This window comes from Serratia sp. CY27727 (assembly GCF_052169275.1).
GTDB classification, from domain to species: domain Bacteria; phylum Pseudomonadota; class Gammaproteobacteria; order Enterobacterales; family Enterobacteriaceae; genus Serratia; species Serratia sarumanii.
The window spans coordinates 288,225-308,663 of record NZ_JBJNLB010000001.1 but is presented as its reverse complement, the minus strand read 5'-3'; the positions used below and the strand labels follow the sequence as shown (position 1 = coordinate 308,663).

The window sequence follows — 20,439 nt, the reverse complement described above, 5'->3', positions numbered from 1 at the left end:
CGGCATTATTTGCGCTATAGTTCCTTTTGCATAGTAGGCACCTTTTGGATACTAAAGGACGAGGTGGGATGAAATGACGGCACAAGCGCCATTAGCGGCGGAAAATAATTTGGCGGCGTTGCCGCCGGCGGGCGAACCCTGCCCGATGGTGGACTTCGTCAATCTGGTGTCGGGCAAGTGGGCGATACCGATCCTGTACCGACTGATAATGATCGACGGCCCGGTGCGATTCAGCGAGCTGCAGCGGGCGGTGGCGCCCATTGCGCAGAAAGAGCTGACGCGTCAGCTGCGGCTGTTCGAGCAGCGCGGCCTGGTGACGCGGCAGGTATTTCCCGAAGTGCCGCCGCGGGTGGAGTATCAGGTCACCGCGCTCGGCAAATCGCTACGGCCGACGCTGGACTCGCTGGCCGAGTGGATGCGTCGGCACGCGCCGCAGCTGATCGGCGGCTAGTCGCCGATGCCCGGCGGGTTGATGGCGGAGCGCTCGACCTTTTCATCGCCTTCGCCCCAGCGCTCCAGCACCTGCGCGTATTCGCCGCTGACGATGACGCCGTTGATGGCGGTGTTGACGGCGTTCACCAACCCGTTGCCTTTTTTGGTGGTGACCGCGACGTAGGCCACGCTGGGGCCGATGCCGACCATTTTGGTCTTGCCGGTCAGCGCCGCCTTGTAGGCGCCGGTGGAATGGGGGCCGAAGAACGCATCGGCGCGCCCGGACTGAATGCTCAGGTTAGTGGCGGCGTCGTCGGTGACGTAGATCGGCTGCACCGGCGGCAACCCGGCGGCGCGGTTTTGCTTATCCCATCCCAACAGTATGTTTTCCTGATTGGTGCCGGATCCGACGATGATCCGCAGCCCGGCGACGTCCTGCGGCCGGTTGATCGAGGTGATGTGGCTGGTGGATTTGACGTAAAAGCCCAGCGTGTCCACCCGATAAGTGGCGAAGTCGAATTTGGTCTTGCGCAGTTTGGTGACGGCGATGTTGAAGATCGCCGCGTCGTATTTGCCGGTGCTGATGCCCAGCGGCCAATCTTCCCACGAGGTAGGCACCAGATTCAGCTCCAGCCCAAGGCTGTCGGCCACCAGGCGGGCGATGTCCGGATCGCTGCCGATCAGCGTTTTATTGTCCTCGGCGAACAGCGCCAGCGGCGGAGAGTTCTCGAACGCCACCGCCACCGTCAGCTTGCCGGGCACCGCGAAGTGAAAGTTTGCCGGAATCAGTGCGATAGCGGCCGGGTTTTTCTCCGTGCGTATCGGCTCTCGGTTAGCCTGCAGATCGATACCGCCCGCCGTGGCCGCCTGCACGGCGGCGCTCAGCAACAGCGCGCACAGCGCCGAAATCCTCAGTGGCATAGCACCCTCTATCCTTTGTTAATCATGGGGTTACTATTGGCGGCGGCGCGGGGCAAGTAAAGCAACAATAGTGAATAACCAAAGTGAAAAGATGCACAAACGGGGCGCCGGGCTGCGCGAATCTGCAGCACTCGACGTGGAAAGTGCGCAATCAGGTTGAAAGCAGTAGAATTTGTCACTCATACTGCGTACAGCTAATTGTGTAAAACAAGGAACGCCAGATGGCCGAAGAAACGATTTTCAGTAAAATTATCCGCCGCGAAATCCCTGCTGATGTGGTTTATCAGGACGAACTGGTCACCGCTTTCCGTGACATCTCTCCCCAGGCACCCACCCATGTGCTGATCGTTCCCAACGTGCTGATCCCAACCGTCAACGACGTGACCGTGGAGCATGAAGCCGCGCTGGGCCGCATGATCACCGCCGCGGCGAAGATCGCCGAACAGGAAGGCATCGCCGAGGACGGCTACCGCCTGATCGTCAACTGCAACCGCCACGCCGGTCAGGAGGTCTATCATATTCACATGCACCTGGTCGGTGGCCGCTCGCTGGGGCCGCTGCTGTCACGTTAAGCGAGGAAATCATGCGCGGTAAAAAAACTCTCCATGGTCTGATGGCGTTGGCGCTGCCCGCCGCGTTGCTGATGGGATGCAGTTCACCGCCCGGCATTGCGGTCAACCAAGGGCAGACGGTGGTGATGGATCCTTCGGTGCTGACCGCCGGCATTTTGGCCGATACGCCCTCGATTTCGAATGCCTCCGGGCGGGTGATGGCGACCTCGGTGCTCAACAACAGCCAAATGACGCCGGTCACCGTACATTACCGTTTCTATTGGTACGACGCGCAGGGGCTGGATATTCGCCCCTTCGAGAAACCGCGCGAGATCGTGGTGGCGCCCGACTCGGACGCCAAAATTTACTCGATTAACGGCAATCTGGACGCTAAAAGCGCGCGTCTGTATCTGTACCTGTAAGCGCTTGCCAGGTTTGGAGAAAAAGCATGAAAAAGTACGTCTTAGTGGCGCTGGCCGCATTAACCCTCAGCGGCTGTCTGTCGCGCCCGCCTGAGCCGGAACAACCGTTGCCGCCGGTCACCGTCGAACCGGAACAGCCGACGCCGCCGGTCGAGCAGCCACAGCCGCCAACCACCGAGCCGGTGCCGCAGCCGCCGAAAATCCAGCAGCTCGACTGGCTGGGCAGCGTCCAGCCGCTGGTGGGGCAGATGCTGAAGGCCGATGGCGTCACGGCCGGCAGCGTGCTGCTGCTGGACAGCGTCAAGAACAACACCAACGGTTCGCTGCAGATGGGCAAAGCTACCGCGGCGCTGTACAAGGCGCTGGCGTCGAATTCCACCTTCAGCGTGGTTCCGGAAGCGAAGCTGACCAGCGCCAGACAAACGCTGGGCCTGTCGGCGGATGACAGCTTCGGTTCGCGCAGCAAGGCGATTGGCCTGGCGCGCATCGTCGGCGCGCAGTACGTGCTGTACAGCGACGTCAGCGGCGACGTGAAGTCGCCGGCGTTGGATATGCAGCTGATGCTGGTGCAAACCGGCGAGATCGTCTGGTCGGGCAATGGCGCCGTTAAACGCTGAGGCCGCGCTGCGACGATTGATGGAAACCAGACTGCCGGCGGTGAATACCGCCGGTTGTCATTTCAGCCCGGTGCAGGGGCTGACCGGCGAGAGCTGGCGCATCGACGGCGCGGGCATCACGCTGTTGGCGCGCCAGCACAGTGCGGAAAAACGCGCGCTGGGCGTGAGCCGACGGCGGGAAGCGCGGGTCTTGCGCCGCTGCGCGCCGGGGCTGGGGCCGCGGGTTTTCGCACAGAATAATCAGTGGCTTATCCTCGAATGGCTCGAAGGTGACGTCGTCACAGATGCCGAGTTTGCGGCGCTGAATGAGCGCGGCGAGCTGGCGGCGATGGCGGCGGAACTGCATCGGCGGCCGCTCAGCGGTTACCGGCTGGATCTGCGGCGGCAATTCCTCCGCTACTGGCCGCAGCTGGATACGCGGCGTGTAACCCCCGCCTGGCTGCGCCTGCAGCGCCATTTTTTGCTAAGTGTACCGCCACGGCCGCTGCGCCTGGCGCCGCTGCACATGGACATCCACCCGGGCAATTTGCTCGCCACCGGCGAGGGGCTGCGATTGATCGACTGGGAGTATGCCGCCGACGGCGACGTGGCGCTGGATATCGCCGCGCTGTTTCGCGGCAATGGTTGGTCGGCTTGGCAGCAGCAGCGCTTTTTGCAGCACTACGCGCGCCAGGGCTATCACGACGCCGCCCGGCTGCAGGCCCAGGTGCGGGGCTGGCTGCCGTGGGTGGATTATCTGATGCTGCTGTGGTTTGAAGTGCGCTGGCAGCAGAGCGGCGACGCCGAATTTTTACGCTGGGGCGCTGCAGTGCGCCGGCGATTCTGTTTATCATCATCCGAATTCTGAACGAACAATAATGAAGTGAGGTGCCCGTGGGCCCAGTAATGCTAGATGTCGCCGGCTATGAGCTGGATGCAGAAGAACGCGAGATTTTGAAACACCCGCTGGTTGGCGGATTGATCCTGTTTACCCGCAACTTCCACGATGCGGAGCAGCTGCGTGAGCTGGTGCGCCAGATCCGCGCCGCCTCGCACGATCGGCTGGTGGTGGCGGTAGACCAGGAGGGCGGGCGCGTGCAGCGCTTCCGCGAGGGCTTCACCCGCCTGCCGGCGGCGCAGTCGTTCGCCGCGTTGCACGATGCGCAGGAAGGCGGCCGGCTGGCGCAGGAGGCCGGCTGGCTGATGGCGGCGGAGATGATCGCGCAGGATATCGACATCAGCTTCGCGCCGGTGCTGGACATCGGCCACGGCAGCGCGGCGATCGGCGAGCGTTCGTTCCACAGCGATCCGCAGCAGGCGCTGGCGATGGCCGAACGCTTTATCCTCGGCATGCACAGCGCCGGCATGAAAACCACCGGCAAACACTTCCCTGGGCACGGCGCCGTCAGCGCCGATTCGCACAAGGAAACCCCGCGCGATCCGCGGCCGCTGGCGCAGATCCGCGAGCATGACATGGCGATCTTCCGCGAGCTGATCAACCGCCAGCTGCTGGACGCCGTCATGCCGGCCCACGTCATCTATACTGAAGCGGACCCGCGCCCGGCCAGCGGCTCGCCTTACTGGCTGCAGCAGATCCTGCGTCAGGAGCTGGGCTTCGACGGCGTGATTTTCTCCGACGATCTGTCGATGGAAGGCGCCGCCATCATGGGCAGCTACGCCGAGCGCGGCCAGGCGGCGCTGGATGCCGGTTGCGACATGATCCTGGTGTGCAACCACCGCGAAGGTGCGGTCAGCGTGTTGGATAACCTGTCCCCGGTCAAAGCAGAGAAGGTGAAGCGGTTATATCATCGCGGTCAGTTCACCCGTCAGGAACTGCGCGACTCCGAGCGCTGGCAGCAGGCGCACAAGGCGCTTAGCGCGTTGAGCGAACGCTGGGAGGAGCACAAGCAGCGTTCGCAGGGGTGAATCCAGGCGCCGCATCGCGGCGCAGAGCGGAAATGATGAGGGCCGCGCCCGCGGCCCTTGGCTTGTTGCGAGGATCCACATGATTATCTATTTGCACGGCTTCGATTCCACCAGTCCCGGCAATCATGAAAAGGTGTTACAGCTGCAGTTTATCGATCCGGACGTGCGCTTCATCAGCTACAGCACGCTGCATCCGCGTCACGACATGCAGCATCTGTTGAAAGAGGTGGACAAGGCGGTGCAGCAGGGCGGCGACGCGCACCCGTTGATCTGCGGGGTCGGCCTCGGCGGTTTCTGGGCGGAGCGCATCGGCTTCCTGTGCGGCATTCGCCAGGCGATGTTCAACCCGAACCTGTATCCGGAAGAGCACATGCACGGCAAGATAGACCGGCCGGAAGAGTATCGCGATATCGCCACCAAGTGCGTGGAGGATTTTCGCGAGAAGAACCGCGATCGCTGTCTGGTGGTGCTGTCGCGGCACGACGAGGTGCTGGATAACCGGCGCAGCGCCGAATTGCTGCATCACTACTACGAGATCGTGTGGGATGAACAGCAGACGCACAAGTTCAAAAATATCTCCCCCCATCTGCAGCGGCTCAAGGCGTTCAAGGCGCTGGGTTAACAGTTTCATAACGCTGCCGTGAGCCGCGCTTCCCGTTTTTCACCGGCGGAAAGTGCGGCTTTTTTGTGCGCCAAGGCAAGATCTTGCGTGGCAATCGGCAAAATTTAAAACTGTGACTCAGCGCTAACTATTTGAATCACAATCGCCAAAAAATCCCCTCGTCCAGCCTTTAACCAAAAAAATTTGATGTACATCAATTTTGGTATGACCAAATAACCTCACATGTTATTCTGGCCTCAGAGAGCCGATTTATTTTAAGCGAACCCTATGTATTCTAAGGATATTATTTATTTACCCTGGAATAACAAATGGTTCACATTTAGGGGGTTATTTTGACAACGCCAAAGAAGAAAATCGTTATTGTTGGCGGCGGCGCCGGTGGCTTGGAGCTGGCGACCAGCCTGGGCCATAAACTTGGCCGCAAGAACAAAGCGGAGATCACGCTGGTGGATCGCAACCACAGCCATTTGTGGAAACCGCTGTTGCACGAAGTGGCGACCGGTTCCCTCGATGACGGCGTGGATGCGCTCAGCTACCTGGCGCACGCGCGCAACCACCATTTCAGCTTCCAACTGGGGTCGTTGACCAACATCAACCGCGAAACGCAAACGCTGCAGCTGGCGCAGATCTGCGACGAGCAGGGCGGCGAGCTGGTGCCGGCGCGCGAATTGCCGTACGACATCCTGGTGATGGCGCTGGGCAGCACCTCGAACGATTTCGGTACGCCGGGCGTGAAAGAGCACTGCATCTTCCTGGATAACCCGCATCAGGCGCGTCGTTTCCACAACGAAATGCTCAATCTGTTCCTGAAGTTCTCGGCGCAGCCGGGGCAAAAAGAGCGGGTCAACATCGCCATCGTCGGCGGCGGCGCCACCGGCGTCGAGCTGTCCGCCGAGCTGCACAACGCGGTGAAGCAGCTGCACAGCTACGGTTTCGAAGGCCTGGACAACAGCGCGCTCAACGTGACGCTGGTGGAGGCCGGCGAGCGCATTCTGCCGGCGCTGCCGCCGCGCATTTCCGCTGCGGCGCACCAGGAGCTGATCAAACTGGGCGTGCGCGTGCTGACCAACACCATGGTGACCAGCGCGGACGCCAAAGGCCTGAACACCAAGGGCGGCGAGTTCATCGACGCCGATCTGATGGTGTGGGCGGCCGGCATCAAGGCGCCGGACTTCATGAAGGATATCGGCGGCCTGGAAACCAACCGCATCAATCAGCTGGTGGTGGAGCCGACGCTGCAGACCACGCGCGATCCGAACATCTTCGCCATCGGCGACTGCGCCTCCTGCCCGAAAGAGGGCGGCGGTTTCGTGCCGCCGCGCGCCCAGTCGGCGCACCAGATGGCCTCGCGCTGCGCCACCAATATCCTGGCGCTGATGAACGGCCAGACGCTGAAGCCATACGTGTATAAAGACCACGGCTCGCTGGTGTCGCTGTCGCGCTTCAGCACCGTCGGCAGCCTGATGGGCAACCTGATGCGCGGCTCGATGATGGTGGAAGGGCGCATCGCGCGCTTCGTTTACATCTCGCTGTACCGCATGCACCAGGTGGCGTTGCACGGTTACATCAAAACCGGCCTGATGATGCTGGTGGGCGGCATCAACCGGGTGATCCGCCCACGTCTGAAAATGCACTGATCCCGCCTTTGTCGACCAACCCGCGCCGGTTCGCCCGCGCGGGTTTTTTTATGGCGGCGCGAGGCGATCGGCGGCGGTTGCTTGATTCTTCAGCATAAGCTGTCGTCGGTATGGGTAAAATTCTTAAGATTCCTCCTAAACAGCGGAAAAACGGCCGTTTTCCCGCATTTTTGGTCCCCTTGTCTTATTGCGGGGCTTCAGATCATTGTGCAGACTTTACCTCGTTTACAGACGGCGCGTCGCGCACGCCGTAAACCGGGATACCGCAAGCCGCCCACGCGCAAAATAATAAGCGCGGTGCCATGTCGGTAACAGACCCCGGAAAAAATGCGTGGTAACACTTTCAGGAGGTTTCCTGTGAACAAGTCAATGTTAGCCGGTGTTGGAATTGGTATCGCTGCCGCTCTGGGGATTGCCGCGGTAGCCAGCCTGGACGTCTTTTCTGCCGGTCCGCAATATGCGCAGGTGCTCGCCGCAACGCCGATTAAAGAAACCATCAAAACGCCGCGTCAGGAATGCCGCAACGTCACCGTGACGCACCGTGCGCCGGTGCAGGATGAAAACCGCATCGCCGGTTCAGTGCTGGGCGCAGTGGCGGGCGGCGTGATCGGCCACCAGTTCGGCGGCGGCCGCGGGCGCGACGTGGCGACCGTGGTTGGCGCGCTGGGCGGCGGCTATGCCGGTAACCAGGTGCAAGGGGCGATGCAGAATAACGACGTCACCACCAGCGTGCAGCAGCGCTGCAAAACGGTCTATGACAAGTCTCAGAAAATGCTGGGCTATGACGTGACCTACAAGATCGGCAATCAGCAGGGCAAGATCCGCATGGATCACGATCCGGGTACACAAATCCCGTTGGATAAAAACGGCCAGCTGGTGCTGAACAGAGCCTGATCGCCACATTCGAATTAAGCCCGCGGGCAGTGTTAGTTCTGATCGTTTAACCCGGTTAAGCGAGCGGCGTTAACATTGACGCGGGTTTCTGTTTTCTGCCCGCCCAACAATTTGCGATCGTTCTAATGTCTGCGTGCGATATCACTGGGCAAAACTTCAAAAAAGCCCCCGCGTTTGTTATATTATTGTGCAATTAAGCGGTGTTATCGGCGCCAATCGCCACACCGGCCAAACCCGAGTATTTCGTCTCGCAGAGATAACGACATGTTAGATTTTCGCTTTCCGACAGCGTTGCAAATGGTCCTTAGCGTCGCCGTAGCTGAGAAGCAGGGCATGCGTTCGACGAGCGCCACCCTTGCCGCCGCTCTGGAAGCCAACCCCAGCTTTATCCGCAAACTGATGGTGCCGCTGACCAAAGACGGCATCATCGTTTCCACCCTGGGCCGCAACGGCTCTATCCACCTCGGCCGCCCGGCGGAAGAGATCACACCCTGCGGGACATCTATCTGGCGGTGATCGACGACAAGCGCATCTGGGCTTCCCGCCCTGAAGTGCCGGCCCGTTGCCTGGTGAGCGCCAACGCCTGCTGGTATTTCAAATCGGTGGTGAACGAAGCCGAACAGGCTTCGCTTGCGGTGCTGGCGCGCCATACCGTGGCCGATTCGCTGGCCGAACTGGAGCGGGGCGACAAGCGCGCCTGCGCGGAGTACGCCGCCGCGCAAGAGGCTGAAACCGCCGACAAATAATCGCGGTTCGCATGCATAAAAAAAGGTCGGGCAATGCCCGACCTTTTTGCATTTTAACGCCGCGTTCAGACGGTCTGCGGCTGCGCTTTGCGTGCCACCAGGCGCCGCAGCGTGACGTAGAACACCGGCGTCAGGAACAGCCCGAACAGGGTGACCCCCAACATGCCGGAGAACACCGTGATGCCGGTGACGCCGCGCACCTCGGCGCCGGCGCCGTGGCCGAGGATCAGCGGGATGGTGCCGGCGATGAAGGCGATGGAGGTCATCACGATCGGCCGCAACCGCAGGCGACAGGCCTCCAGCGCCGCCTCGACGATGCCTTTGCCCTGCATTTCCAGCTCGCGGGCGAACTCGACGATCAGAATGGCGTTCTTGCAGGCCAGCCCCATCAGAACGACCAGCCCGACCTGCACGAACACGTTGTTGTCGCCGCCGGTCAGCCACACGCCGAACAGCGCCGACAGCATGGTCATCGGCACGATCAGGATCACCGCCAGCGGCAGCGTCCAGCTTTCGTACAGCGCCGCCAGCGCGAGGAACGCCAGTAGCACCGCCACCGGGAACACCACCAGCGCGGCGTTGCCCTGGGTTGATTGTTGGTAGCTCAGATCGGTCCACTGGATGTTCATGCCGTTCGGCAACAGCTTGCCGGCCATCTGCGTCAGCGCGCCCATCGCCTGGGTAGAGGAAAGCACGCGCGGATCGGCGTCGCCGATCAGATCCGCCGCCGGGAAGCCGTTATAGCGGATCACCGGATCCGGGCCGTAGGTGGTGCCGATGTTGACCATGCTGCCGATCGGCACCATTTCACCCTTGTCGTTGCGGGTGCGCAGGTTGGCGATGTCCTCCACGCTGTCGCGGAACTGGCCGTCGGCCTGCGCCATCACCTTCCAGGTGCGGCCATAGCGGTTGAAGTCGTTGATATAAGACGAACCGAGGTAGGTCTGCAGCGTGCTGAACAGCGCATTGAGCGGCACGCCCTGCGCCTTGGCCTTGTCGCGATCGATTTTGGCGTCCAGCTGCGGCACGTTGGCCTGATATGAGGAGATCGGGAACCCCATGCCCGGCGTTTGCATAATGGCGCCGGACATGGTGTTGATCGCCGTTTGCAACGCACCGTAGCCCAGCCCTGCGCGATCCTGCACGTACAGCGAATAGCCGGAGCCCTGGCCGATGCCGAGGATCGGCGGCGGCATGATCGAGAAGGCGAAGCCTTCCTGAATCTGCGAGATGCGCGCGTTGATCTCGGCGTTGATCTGCGCCGCGGTGCGGGTACGGGTGCTCAACGACTCCAGCGCGAAAAACACCGTGCCGGTATTCGGCGTATTGGTGAACTGCAGCGCGTTCAGGCCGGGGAAAGCCACCGCATCGGTGACGCCGTCCACGCTCAGGCCGATGGCGCTCATCTTGCGGATCACCGCATCGGTGCGTTCCAGCGAGGCGCCTTCCGGCATTTTCACGCCGCCGATCAGGTACAGCTTGTCCTGCGTCGGGATAAAGCCGCCAGGCACGGTCTTGAACATCACCCCGGCGGCGGCCAGCAGCAGCAGGTAGACGACAAACACCGAGCCGCGCCGGCCCAGCACGCGGGAGACGCCGCGCTGGTAGCGTTGCGAACTGCTGGCGAAGAAGCGGTTGAACGGCCGGAACAGCCAGCCGAACAGCCGGTCGATCAGGCGCGACGGCAGATCTTTCGGCGCGCCGTGCGGTTTGAGCAAGCGTGCCGCCAGCGCCGGCGACAGGGTCAGCGAGTTGATGGCGGAGATCACCGTCGAGATGGCGATGGTGACGGCGAACTGCTTATAGAACTGCCCGGTAACGCCGGAGAGGAACGCCATCGGCACGAACACCGCACATAGCACCACGGCGATGGCGATGATCGGGCCGGAGACCTCGCGCATCGCCTGGTGCGCCGCCGCCAGCGGCGACAGCCCCTCTTCGATATTACGCTCGACGTTTTCCACCACCACGATGGCGTCATCCACCACGATGCCGATCGCCAGCACCAGCCCGAACAGGCTGAGGGTATTGAGCGAGAAGCCCAGCAGATACAGCGCGGCGAAGGTGCCGACCACGGAGATCGGGACCGCCAGCAGCGGGATGATCGAGGCGCGCCAGGTCTGCAGGAACAGTATGACCACCAGCACCACCAGGATCACCGCTTCCAGCAGCGTATCCACCACCGCGCGGATCGAATCGCGCACGAACACCGTCGGATCGTAAGGCGATTTCCAGCTCATGCCGTCCGGGAAGCGGGTCGCCAGCTCGGCCATCTTGCCGCGCACCGCGTCCGACAGCTCGATGGCGTTGGCGCCCGGCGACTGGAAGATACCGATACCGACCGCATCCTTGTTATTGAGCTGGGCGCGCAGCGCGTAGCTGCCGGAGCCCATTTCGATGCGCGCCACGTCGCGCAGCCGCACGATCTCGCCGTTGTCGCCGCTCTTGAGGATGATATTGCCGAACTCTTCTTCGGTTTGCAGGCGACCCTGGGCATTGATCGACAGCAGATAGTCGCTGCGCGTCGGCATCGGCTCCGCGCCGAGCTGGCCGGCGGAGACCTGCACGTTTTGCTCCTGCATGGCGCTCACCACGTCGGAGGCGGTCAGCCCACGCGCGGCGACCTTGTTCGGATCGAGCCAGATGCGCATCGCATACTCACCGGCGCCGAAGATCTGCACCTGGCCGACGCCCGGCAGGCGGGCCAGCTCATCCTTGACCTTCAGGGTGGCGTAGTTGCGCAGGTACAGCGAATCGTACTTGCCGGAAGGCGAGACCAGATGCACCACCAGCGTCAGCGCCGGGGACTGTTTCTGGGTGGTGATGCCCTGGCGGCGCACGTCTTCCGGCAGGCGCGCTTCGGCCTGCGCCACGCGGTTTTGCACCTGCACCTGGGCCTGATCGGGATCGGTGCCGGGGCGGAAGGTGACGGTGGTCACCAGCACGCCGTCGGAACCGGCGACCGATTTCATGTACATCATGTTTTCGACGCCGTTGATCGCTTCTTCCAGCGGCGTGGCCACCGTTTCAGCGATCTCTTTCGGGTTGGCGCCCGGGTATTCTGCGCGCACCTGCACGCTGGGCGGCACCACGTCTGGGTACTCGCTGATCGGCAGCAGCGGGATGGCTATCACCCCGGCGACAAAAATCAGTATCGACAGCACCGCGGCAAAGATCGGTCGGTCGATGAAAAAGCGGGAAAAGTCCATGGGTCAGAAGTCTCTGCTGGGAGCTTAGTTAAGTGCGGAGGCGATAGGGTTCATGGCGACGGTTTTCGCGTCGACCGGCATGCCCGGCATAAATACTTTCTGCATGCCGTCGACGATCACCCGATCGCCGTTTGCCAACCCTTTCTGCACGATGCGCAATCCTTCGGCCATGCGGCCCACGTCGATGTCGCGGCGCTGCGCCTTGCCGTCTTTATCGACGATGTAAACGAACTTGCGGTTCTGGTCGGTCATCACCGCTTTATCGTCGATCAGCATGGCGTTGAACTCGGCGCTGCCGGGCATCTCTACCCGGGCGAACAGCCCCGGCGTGAAGCGGCGATCGCGGTTGTCGAGCAGGGCGCGCATGCGGATGGTGCCGGTTCCGGCGTTCAGCTGGTTATCGGTAAAATCCACCAGCCCCTGATGCGGGGTGCCGTCTTCGCCTACCAGGCCGACCTTCACCGGCAGGCGCGCGTCGTGGCGGCCCTGCTGCTGATAGCGCAGGAAGGTGGCTTCATCCACGTCGAAATAGACGTAGACCTTGTCGAGCGACACCAGCGTCGTCAGCACGCTGGCGCTGTCGCCGGCGGTGACCAGGTTGCCGGCGGTGATCATTGCGCGGCTGGCGCGCCCGTCAATCGGCGCGGTAACGCGGGTAAAGTCGAGATTCAGCTGCGCCATGTCGAGCTGGGCCTGCGCTGCCAGCACGTTGCTTTGCGCCTGCGCGGCGGACGACCGGCGCTGTTCCCAGACTTCCTGAGAGATGGCCTGAGTGCCGATCAGTTTCTCGGTGCGCGAGGATTCGCTGTGCGCCAGAGCGGCCTGGTTGCGAGCCCGCACCAGCTCCGCCTGCGCCTGTTCGCGTGCGGCGCGGTAGGTGCGATCGTCGATGGTGAACAGCACCTGGCCTTTTTTCACCTCGTCGCCTTCGGTGTAGTTGACCCGTTCGATGTAGCCGGAGACCCGGGGGCGCAGCTGCACGCTCTGCACCGCTTCGACCCGGCCGTTGAACGCATCCCACTGGCTGATCGGTTTGACCACCACGCTGGCGGCGCTGACCACCGGCGGCGGTGGCGGGGCGTTGTGCGCGACGCTGTTGTCGCACCCGGCGAGCAGGGCGGCCAGCAGCGCCACCCCGGAGAGCCGCTGGCCCAGAGCGACGGCGCGCGTGCGGCCGCCGGCGTTGAACGATGAGTTTGGTTGATTTGCCATTATTTTTATTCCGATGAGTAAGTGCGGTCAGGCCCCATACCCGGCCCTGTTCTCCGGGATTCGCCCCGCGCCGGCGTGCGGTGAGGGGGCGGCTGCGCCATGCAGCGGCGCAACGTTAGGTTTTGAAACACATTGGTGTCACATTAATGTATCAATATCGGTTACATTAATTGGGTGGAGTATAGTGGCGGCTTTCCGGTAAATGCAATAATAAAAATTGCATTTAAAGCGAAACTGTTGCAACGTATGTGCATCGGGCAGAGGGGAACCCTGCCAAATGATGGGAGCATCAGCATGAACACTACGGGCTTTATTACCGATTTGAAGGCGTGGATCGACAACAATCTGGAAGAGAAACTGGATATCAACACCGTGGCGGATCGCGCGGGCTATTCCAAATGGCACCTGCAGCGCATGTTCAAACGCCAGACCGGCTACGCGCTGGGGGAGTATATCCGCATGCAAAAACTGAAAGTCTCGGCGGAGCGCCTGGCCAACAGCGGCGAGCCTAACGTCAGCGTGGCGATTTCGCTCGGCTTCGACTCACAGCAGTCGTTCAACCGCAGCTTCAAGCGCCAGTTTGGCCAAACGCCGGGCGACTGGCGCCGCGCGTTGGCGCAGCCGGCGTCTATGGGGCGCACGCACCACTGAGCGGTTGGGCAGTGGGGATAAAAAAGCCTGAATTTGCGTTCGGGCTTTTTTGTCTATGTGGAAGGAGGGATTGATTCTCCTGCGCTCACCCTGCGGGCCGCCGTTGGCGGTCCAAAACGTGGGCGTTTTGTCGAACCCTGTCGAGGGTTCTCACCCTCCCGGCCGGTGCGTTATGCATACAAAAAAGCCTGAACGTGAGTTCAGGCTTCTTCGTAGAATATGGCGGTGAGGGAGGGATTGATTCGCTACGCTCACCCTGCGGGCCGCCGTTGGCGGTCCAAAACGCAGGCGTTTTGTCGAACCCAGTCGAGGGTTCTTACCCTCCCGGTCGGTGCGCTATGCATACAAAAAAGCCCGAACGCAAGTTCAGGCTTCTTCGTAGAGTATGGCGGTGAGGGAGGGATTGATTCGCTACGCTCACCCTGCGGGCCGCCGTTGGCGGTCCAAAACGCAGGCGTTTTGTCGAACCCTGTCGAGGGTTCTCACCCTCCCGGCCGGTGCGCTATGCATACAAAAAAGCCTGAACGTGAGTTCAGGCTTCTTCGTAGAATATGGCGGTGAGGGAGGGATAGATTCGCTGCGCTCACCCTGCGGGCCGCCGTTGGCGGTCCAAAACGCAGGCGTTTTGTCGAACCCTGTCGAGGGTTCTTACCCTCCCGGTCGGTGCGTTATGCAAACAAAAAAGCCTGAACTTTCGCTCAGGCTTTCTCGTTAGAATATGGCGGTGAGGGAGGGATTCGAACCCTCGATACACTTTCGCGTATACACACTTTCCAGGCGTGCTCCTTCAGCCACTCGGACACCTCACCATATTTTTTGTTGCGAAATCATCGCTGCAACGGGGCGCTACTATAGGGAGTGGGGCCGATCCGGTCAAGAATAATTTCTGTGTTTTTGTTCGTCCGCTCAAGCCGTGCGCACTTTGCTGAAAACTGCGGCGAACGGCAGGGCAGATGTCATGAATAGGCGAGAAAATCAGCGGTAAGGTTCGTGGATAACCGGCGGAAATGAGAATCGCGGTCACAGAGCGGGGGGAGATGCGCTGCGCGCACCCCTCTCGGCGGTGCACCATGCAAAAAAAAGCCTGGACGCGAATCCAGGCTTTCTCTTTAAATTTGGCGGTGAGAGAGGGCTTGATTCGCTGCGCTCACCCTGCGGGCCGCCGTTGGCGGTCCAAAACGCAGGCGTTTTGTCGAACCCTGTCGAGGCTTCTCGCCCCTCTCGGCGGTGCGCCATGCAAATAAAAAAGCCTGGACGCGAATCCAGGCTTTCTCTTTGAATTTGGCGGTGAGAGAGGGGTTCGAACCCTCGATACACTTTCGCGTATACACACTTTCCAGGCGTGCTCCTTCAGCCACTCAGACACCTCACCGTTTTGTTGTCGAAAACGCTTTGCGCTGTCGACGGGCGCTAATGTAGGAGAATCTGATCTCAGCGTCAACCCTCTTATTTCATTCTCATGACTGTTTAGCCAAACTTGCAGCAATTTGCTGATTTACCGAACGATATTCCCACTCGCGGCCGCCAGCGGGCAGGGCAGGCAGCGGTAAGAATCCATGAAAGACGATCGCTTGAACTTTTTCTGCACAGATAGCTCAATATATCGCCATTGAGGTTGGGTTGTTTGCTGTTATATGCATTAATACTGGATTATTAGTCAGATGTGTCGCTAAATGGAATCATGTCGGCGCGGCGTTTTTGGCAAGGAACATCACGTCGCCGCGCAGATTGCCGGGTGACAGGCCGGCGATATCGCAGACAGGGACAGACTCATTACATAATAATGCAGTAGAGGTTCGTTGTGACTCCTTCAGATGCCATACCGGCGCCGCAAGCGCGCCATGCCATTCCCCCCGGTGCGGGGGCGCTGTTCTTCATCCAGATCTTCGCCACGCTAGGCTTCGCCGTGCTCTACTCCACGCTGGTGCTGTACGCCACCAAGCGATTGGGCTTCAACGAAAGCAGCGCCAACGCCATGATGGGCGTGTTCGGCGCCTTCAACTATGGCCTGCACATGTTCGGCGGTTACCTCGGCGGCCGATTCCTCAGCAACCGCAATCTGTTCGTGCTCGGCATGGTGCTGCAGGTGATCGGCTGTGCGCTGATCGCCGTCGCGGGCGTGTGGGGGCTGTACTGGGGGTTGGCGATGTTCCTGACCGGCAGCGGCCTCAACGTTACCTGCATCAATATGATGCTCACCCAGCGTTTCAAGCCGGACGATGATCGGCGCGAATCGGCGTTCCTGTGGAATTATGCCGGCATGAACCTCGGGTTCTTCGTCGGCTTTACCGTCGCCGGTTATTTCCAACTGACGGAAAACTATCGCGCGCTGTTCCTGTTCGCCACGCTGGGCAACGCCGCGGCGATCGTCGTCGCCGTCTGCCGCTGGCGCATTCTGGCGGATCTCAATACGCCGCTGCGCGACGCCAGCCGCAGCCAATACCGTTGGCGCATGCTGGTCGGGCTGGCGGTACTGGTGGCGCTGGTGCCGATCATCCGCGTGATGCTGACCCACGCCGAGTTCAGCGGCCACTTCGTGATCGTGCTCGGCGCGCTGATCTTCCTGATGCTGTGCGTGGTGACGCTGCGCCACCATCCGCGCGATGAGCGCCGCAGAATGGCGGCCTATCTGATCCTGGCGCTGGGCTCGCTGGTGTTCTGGGCGCTGTACCAGCTGGCGCCGATGGGGCTGATGCTGTTCTCCGAGCACAACATCAACCTGAACGTTTACGGCATTCAGGTGGCGCCGCAGTGGATCCAGAACATCAACACGCTGGTGATCGTGGTGGGCGGCCCGCTGCTGGCCTGGTGGTTCAACCGCTTGCGCGCTCGCGGTTGCAACATCGACATTCCGCTGCAGTTCTCCGGATCGCTGTTCTGTATCGGGCTCGGCATGCTGGTGCTGCCGCTGGGCATCAGCATGGCGGGCGGCGATGGGCTGGTGGCGTTTAAATGGATCGTCATCAGCTATGTGCTGCAAAGCGTCGGTGAATTGATGATCTCGCCGATCGGCTACGCCATGATCGGCAAGTTGGCGCCGCCGCGCTATCAGGGCGTGATGATGGGCTGCTGGATGATGGTGACCGGCGTCGCCTCGGTGCTGGCGGGCTACGTCTCCGGCCTGATGCCGGAAAACAGCGGCAGCACGCCGCTGCAGACCAACCCCGGCTACAGCGAAATCTTCAGCGCGCTGGGTTGGGGGGCGACGGGCGTCGGCGTGGCGATGCTGATTCTCATTCCGCTGCTGCGGCGCCTTATCCGGCGCGACGGCCCGTCTGCCGCCTGATTGGCTAACATGCACAACAGCCCCACTGGTCGGGGCTGTTTTTATTTTGGGCTTTAACGCTTGCATCCGGCGGCGAATCACGGAAGGCTGGAGGTAAACCAATAAAAACAAACGGGAGCCCGCAGTATGAACATCATTTATTACCACCCCTTGTTTAACGCCCAGGAATGGCTGGCCGGCATCAAGCAACGCCTGCCGCAGGCCGAGATCCGCGAATGGCAGCGCGGCGACGAGCGGCCGGCCGATTACGCGCTGGTGTGGCGCCCGCCGCACGAGATGCTGGCCAACCGCCGCGATCTGAAAGCGGTGTTCGCCCTCGGCGCCGGCGTTGACGCGATCCTCGATCAGGAGCGCAAACACCCCGGCACGCTGCCTGCCGGCGTGCCGCTGCTGCGGCTGGAGGATACCGGCATGGCGCAGCAGATGCAGGAATACGCGCTGAGCTATGTGCTGCGCTATTTCCGCCGTTTCGACGAGTATCAGGCGCTGCAGCAGCGGCAGGAGTGGCAGCCGCTCGATCCGCACTCGCTGGATGATTTCACCATCGGCATCCTCGGCGCCGGCGTGCTGGGGCAGAGCGTGGCGCGCAAGCTGACCGAGTTTGGCTTCAGCGTACGCTGCTGGAGCCGCAGCGCCAAGCAGATCGATGGCGTGCAAAGCTTCGCCGGGGAGGCGCAGCGCGCTGCCTTCCTCGACGGCGTCAAATTGCTGATCAACCTGCTGCCCAATACGCCGGAGACCGTCGGCATTCTCAACCGCGAGCTGTTCGCGCAGCTGAGTTCGGGTGCCTATCTCATCAACATCGCGCGCGGCGCGCATCTGGTAGAAGCCGATCTGCTGGCGGCGCTGGAGCAGGGGCAACTGGCCGCCGCCACGCTGGACGTGTTCGCCCGCGAGCCGCTGCCGCAGGATCACCCGTTCTGGCGTCATCCGCGTGTCACCATTACCCCGCATATTGCTGCCATCACGTTGCCGCAGCAGGCGATGGATCAGATCGCCGCCAACATCCGCGCGCTGGAGGCGGGGCATGCCCCGGCCGGCGTGGTCGACAGGCAACGGGGGTACTGATCCTTCTGCCGCCGTTCGGTAGCTGATAAGCTGTTATCGTCATCGCGCCTGCCCGTGCCTTTGCGGGCGGACCCTCTGGAAGGAGAAACAATGTACCCCGTTGATTTGCATATGCACACCGTCGCCAGCACCCACGCTTACAGCACGCTGCACGATTACATCGCCGAAGCCCAGCAGAAGGGCATCAAGCTGTTCGCCATCACCGATCACGGCCCGGATATGGCCGATGCGCCGCACTACTGGCACTTTATGAACATGCACGTGTGGCCGCGCCTGGTGAACGGCGTGGGCATCTTGCGCGGCATTGAAGCCAACATCAAAAACCTGCAGGGCGATATCGACTGCACCGGCCCGATGTTGACCGCCACCGACGTCATCATCGCCGGTTTCCATGAGCCGGTGTTTGCGCCGCAGGATAAAGCGTCCAATACTGAAGCGATGATCGCCGCGATGGCGCAGGGGGACGTGCATATCATCAGCCACCCCGGCAACCCGCGCTACCCGATCGACATTCCCGCCGTCGCGGCGGCGGCGGCCAAATACGAGGTGGCGCTGGAGCTGAATAACTCGTCGTTCACCCACTCCCGCAAGGGCAGCGAGGCCAACTGCCGGGCGATCGCCGCCGCGGTGCGCGATGCCGGCGGCTGGCTGGCGCTGGGCTCGGATTCGCACGTCGCCTTTTCGCTGGGTAACTTTGAGCACTGCGAGCGCATTATCGAAGAGGTGGGCTTCCCGCAGGCGCGTATTCTCAACGTCAGCCCGCGCCGGTTGCTGGACTTTCTCGAGCGGCGCGGCAAGCCGGCGATTGCGGAATTGGCCGATTTGTGACATCGTCCCGGCAAAATTTTCCGTATTGTATAAGGCATTATCATGAATGAGTTTTCCATTGTCTGCCGCGTGCTGGGTACGCTGTTCTACCGCCAGCCGCAGGATCCGCTGCTGGTGCCGCTGTTCGCGCTGATCAAAGAGGGCAAGCTGCAGCAGCACTGGCCGCTGGAGCAGGATGATCTGTTGAAGCGCCTGCAGCAGGGCTGCGACGTCAACCAGCTGGCGACCGATTTCAACGCGATGTTCGTCGGCAGCGAGTGCAGCGTGTCGCCGTTCCGCTCCGACTACGTCGAAGGCGCCAGCGAAGCGGACGTGCGCACCTTCCTGCAGCAGCGCGGCATGCCGCTGGCGGAGGCGCCGGCCGATCATTTCGGCCAGCTGCTGCTGGCGGCGTCTTGGCTGGAAGATCAATCGCAGGAAGATGAAACGCAGGCGCAGATCGCCCTGTTCGACGAGTTCCTGCTGCCGTGGTGCGGCCGCTTCCTCGGCAAAGTGGAAGCCCACGCCACCACCGGTTTTTACCGTACACTGGCGCTGATGACCCGCGACGCCATCCAGGCGATGCGCGACGAGCTGGCGGAGTACGAGCAGGACGACGAAGCGGGCGACGAAGAAGCGTAACGCCGCAGCTTACCCAGGCGGGCCGCCCGGCCCGCTAAACACAGGTTTGCATCCCCCAGACGTAAATTGACAAAAAATCCCTTAATCTGGCGGTTTACCGTCGGCTCGGCCGCGCCTGCGCGCCGCGCTTTTTCACGCAAGGGGCAGATGATGAAAAGTAACTGGATGCAGCAGATTCAAACGTTGATCGGGCAGAAGGCCGGCGCGATGGGCGGGGCGGAAGGCATCGGCAAGCTGCTGGCGCCGACGGCGCTGGGCGGCCTGGTCGGCGTGCTGTTGGCCAACAAGTCCTCGCGCAAGCTGGTGGGCAAGTTCGGCAAGAATGCGCTGATCATCGGCGGCAGCGCGGCGGTGGGCGCAGTGCTGTGGAACAAGTATAAGCAGCGGGTGAAAGAGACCCATCAGGACGAACCGCAGTTCGGCCTGCAAACCACGCCGGTGGATCTGCGCGCCAAACGCCTGGTGCAGGCGCTGGTGTTCGCCGCCAAGAGCGACGGCCATATCGATGCCGACGAGCAGCGCGCCATCGATCACAGCCTGGCGCAGCTGCAGGTGGGGGAGGAGGCGCAGGGCTGGGTGCAGGAAGCGATCGAGCAGCCGCTCAACCCGGAATTGATCGCCCGCAGCGTGCAAAACGAAGACGAGGCGCTGGAGGTTTACTATTTGAGCTGCCTGGTGATCGACGTCGATCACTTTATGGAGCGCGGCTACCTCGACGCGCTGGCGCAGGCGCTGAAGATCCCGGCGGACGTCAAGCAGGGCATCGAGAGCGACGTCAACGAGAAAAAGCGCGAGCTGGCGTAGCGCCGCTTGGCAA

18 protein-coding genes, 2 tRNA genes, 4 other RNA genes and 1 pseudogene are annotated in these 20,439 nt (G+C 61.7%); 16 read left to right on the top strand and 9 right to left on the bottom strand.

The window, feature by feature from the left end; all coding sequences use genetic code 11:
* Positions 1–73: 73 nt before the first annotated feature.
* Positions 74–451, top strand: a complete 378-nt coding sequence (locus tag ACJ8HB_RS01575) for a winged helix-turn-helix transcriptional regulator (protein ID WP_072264913.1) — start codon at positions 74–76, stop codon at positions 449–451.
* Here the strand turns inward: ACJ8HB_RS01575 and ACJ8HB_RS01570 are convergent.
* A complete protein-coding gene (locus ACJ8HB_RS01570) occupies positions 448–1,353 on the bottom strand; it encodes a transporter substrate-binding domain-containing protein (RefSeq protein ID WP_047568053.1) in 906 nt (301 codons plus the stop codon). The two genes, ACJ8HB_RS01575 and ACJ8HB_RS01570, sit on opposite strands and share 4 nt — an antisense overlap.
* Positions 1,354–1,574: 221 nt before the next feature.
* On the opposite strand from ACJ8HB_RS01570, the gene hinT reads away from it, so the two are divergent.
* The 9 genes and pseudogenes from hinT (at position 1,575) to ACJ8HB_RS01525 (ending at position 8,747) form a co-directional block, all read left to right on the top strand.
* Positions 1,575–1,925, top strand: coding sequence for a purine nucleoside phosphoramidase (gene hinT, locus ACJ8HB_RS01565; RefSeq protein ID WP_004928776.1), 351 nt, complete (start codon positions 1,575–1,577; stop codon positions 1,923–1,925).
* A gap of 11 nt (positions 1,926–1,936) precedes the next feature.
* On the top strand, positions 1,937–2,326 hold the full coding sequence (locus ACJ8HB_RS01560; protein ID WP_047568051.1) for a YcfL family protein: 390 nt from the start codon (positions 1,937–1,939) through the stop codon (positions 2,324–2,326).
* Between the two features lie 26 nt (positions 2,327–2,352).
* Positions 2,353–2,943: a penicillin-binding protein activator LpoB gene (lpoB, locus tag ACJ8HB_RS01555; RefSeq protein ID WP_033646436.1), complete on the top strand. Its 591-nt coding sequence runs from the start codon at positions 2,353–2,355 to the stop codon at positions 2,941–2,943.
* Positions 2,924–3,790 carry a thiamine kinase gene (thiK, locus tag ACJ8HB_RS01550; RefSeq protein ID WP_047568049.1) on the top strand — a complete coding sequence of 289 codons (867 nt, stop codon included), beginning with the start codon at positions 2,924–2,926 and terminating at the stop codon, positions 3,788–3,790. The genes lpoB and thiK overlap by 20 nt, the downstream gene beginning before the upstream one ends.
* 38 nt (positions 3,791–3,828) lie before the next feature.
* On the top strand, positions 3,829–4,848 hold the full coding sequence (gene nagZ / locus ACJ8HB_RS01545; protein ID WP_033646434.1) for a beta-N-acetylhexosaminidase: 1,020 nt from the start codon (positions 3,829–3,831) through the stop codon (positions 4,846–4,848).
* Between the two features lie 79 nt (positions 4,849–4,927).
* Positions 4,928–5,470 carry an alpha/beta hydrolase YcfP gene (gene ycfP, locus ACJ8HB_RS01540; RefSeq protein ID WP_015377468.1) on the top strand — a complete coding sequence of 181 codons (543 nt, stop codon included), beginning with the start codon at positions 4,928–4,930 and terminating at the stop codon, positions 5,468–5,470.
* Between the two features lie 332 nt (positions 5,471–5,802).
* Positions 5,803–7,107, top strand: a complete 1,305-nt coding sequence (locus ACJ8HB_RS01535) for an NAD(P)/FAD-dependent oxidoreductase (protein ID WP_004928794.1) — start codon at positions 5,803–5,805, stop codon at positions 7,105–7,107.
* A 357-nt stretch (positions 7,108–7,464) separates the two neighbouring features.
* Positions 7,465–8,001 carry a glycine zipper 2TM domain-containing protein gene (locus ACJ8HB_RS01530; protein WP_004928798.1) on the top strand — a complete coding sequence of 179 codons (537 nt, stop codon included), beginning with the start codon at positions 7,465–7,467 and terminating at the stop codon, positions 7,999–8,001.
* Between the two features lie 264 nt (positions 8,002–8,265).
* Positions 8,266–8,747, top strand: a pseudogene (locus ACJ8HB_RS01525) (RrF2 family transcriptional regulator).
* A gap of 65 nt (positions 8,748–8,812) precedes the next feature.
* Here the strand turns inward: ACJ8HB_RS01525 and sdeB are convergent.
* Positions 8,813–11,956 (bottom strand): multidrug efflux RND transporter permease subunit SdeB, encoded by a 3,144-nt coding sequence (gene sdeB / locus ACJ8HB_RS01520; RefSeq protein WP_094859787.1) that lies wholly within the window; start codon positions 11,954–11,956, stop codon positions 8,813–8,815.
* Positions 11,957–11,980: 24 nt separating this feature from the next.
* Positions 11,981–13,168 carry a multidrug efflux RND transporter periplasmic adaptor subunit SdeA gene (gene sdeA, locus ACJ8HB_RS01515; RefSeq protein ID WP_094859788.1) on the bottom strand — a complete coding sequence of 396 codons (1,188 nt, stop codon included), beginning with the start codon at positions 13,166–13,168 and terminating at the stop codon, positions 11,981–11,983.
* Positions 13,169–13,462: 294 nt separating this feature from the next.
* On the opposite strand from sdeA, the gene ACJ8HB_RS01510 reads away from it, so the two are divergent.
* On the top strand, positions 13,463–13,819 hold the full coding sequence (locus tag ACJ8HB_RS01510) for a helix-turn-helix domain-containing protein (RefSeq protein ID WP_442522805.1): 357 nt from the start codon (positions 13,463–13,465) through the stop codon (positions 13,817–13,819).
* 53 nt (positions 13,820–13,872) lie between these two features.
* Here the strand turns inward: ACJ8HB_RS01510 and ACJ8HB_RS01505 are convergent.
* The 6 genes from ACJ8HB_RS01505 to ACJ8HB_RS01480 all read right to left on the bottom strand — a co-directional run bounded on the left by ACJ8HB_RS01505 (position 13,873) and on the right by ACJ8HB_RS01480 (position 15,191).
* Positions 13,873–13,993: non-coding RNA, RtT sRNA (locus ACJ8HB_RS01505), on the bottom strand.
* A gap of 46 nt (positions 13,994–14,039) precedes the next feature.
* Positions 14,040–14,159, bottom strand: a non-coding RNA gene (locus tag ACJ8HB_RS01500) — RtT sRNA.
* Between the two features lie 46 nt (positions 14,160–14,205).
* A non-coding RNA gene (locus tag ACJ8HB_RS01495) (RtT sRNA) lies at positions 14,206–14,325 on the bottom strand.
* A 46-nt stretch (positions 14,326–14,371) separates the two neighbouring features.
* Positions 14,372–14,491, bottom strand: a non-coding RNA gene (locus tag ACJ8HB_RS01490) — RtT sRNA.
* 47 nt (positions 14,492–14,538) lie between these two features.
* Positions 14,539–14,628, bottom strand: a tRNA-Ser gene (locus ACJ8HB_RS01485).
* 473 nt (positions 14,629–15,101) lie between these two features.
* Positions 15,102–15,191: transfer RNA gene (locus ACJ8HB_RS01480), tRNA-Ser, on the bottom strand.
* 447 nt (positions 15,192–15,638) lie between these two features.
* Between ACJ8HB_RS01480 and ACJ8HB_RS01475 the strand changes: the two genes are divergently transcribed.
* The 5 genes from ACJ8HB_RS01475 to ACJ8HB_RS01455 all read left to right on the top strand — a co-directional run bounded on the left by ACJ8HB_RS01475 (position 15,639) and on the right by ACJ8HB_RS01455 (position 20,426).
* The gene (locus tag ACJ8HB_RS01475; RefSeq protein ID WP_039567114.1) at positions 15,639–17,105 is read left to right on the top strand and encodes a peptide MFS transporter; all 1,467 of its coding nucleotides are present in this window, start codon (positions 15,639–15,641) and stop codon (positions 17,103–17,105) included.
* 126 nt (positions 17,106–17,231) lie between these two features.
* Positions 17,232–18,173, top strand: coding sequence for a glyoxylate/hydroxypyruvate reductase GhrA (gene ghrA, locus ACJ8HB_RS01470; protein ID WP_033646429.1), 942 nt, complete (start codon positions 17,232–17,234; stop codon positions 18,171–18,173).
* 90 nt (positions 18,174–18,263) lie between these two features.
* Positions 18,264–19,001: a phosphatase gene (locus ACJ8HB_RS01465; protein WP_033638063.1), complete on the top strand. Its 738-nt coding sequence runs from the start codon at positions 18,264–18,266 to the stop codon at positions 18,999–19,001.
* 42 nt (positions 19,002–19,043) lie between these two features.
* Positions 19,044–19,622 (top strand): TorD/DmsD family molecular chaperone, encoded by a 579-nt coding sequence (locus ACJ8HB_RS01460; protein WP_047568039.1) that lies wholly within the window; start codon positions 19,044–19,046, stop codon positions 19,620–19,622.
* A gap of 150 nt (positions 19,623–19,772) precedes the next feature.
* Complete coding sequence (locus ACJ8HB_RS01455; protein ID WP_033638740.1) at positions 19,773–20,426, top strand: tellurite resistance TerB family protein; 654 nt, start codon at positions 19,773–19,775, stop codon at positions 20,424–20,426.
* Positions 20,427–20,439 lie beyond the last annotated feature (13 nt).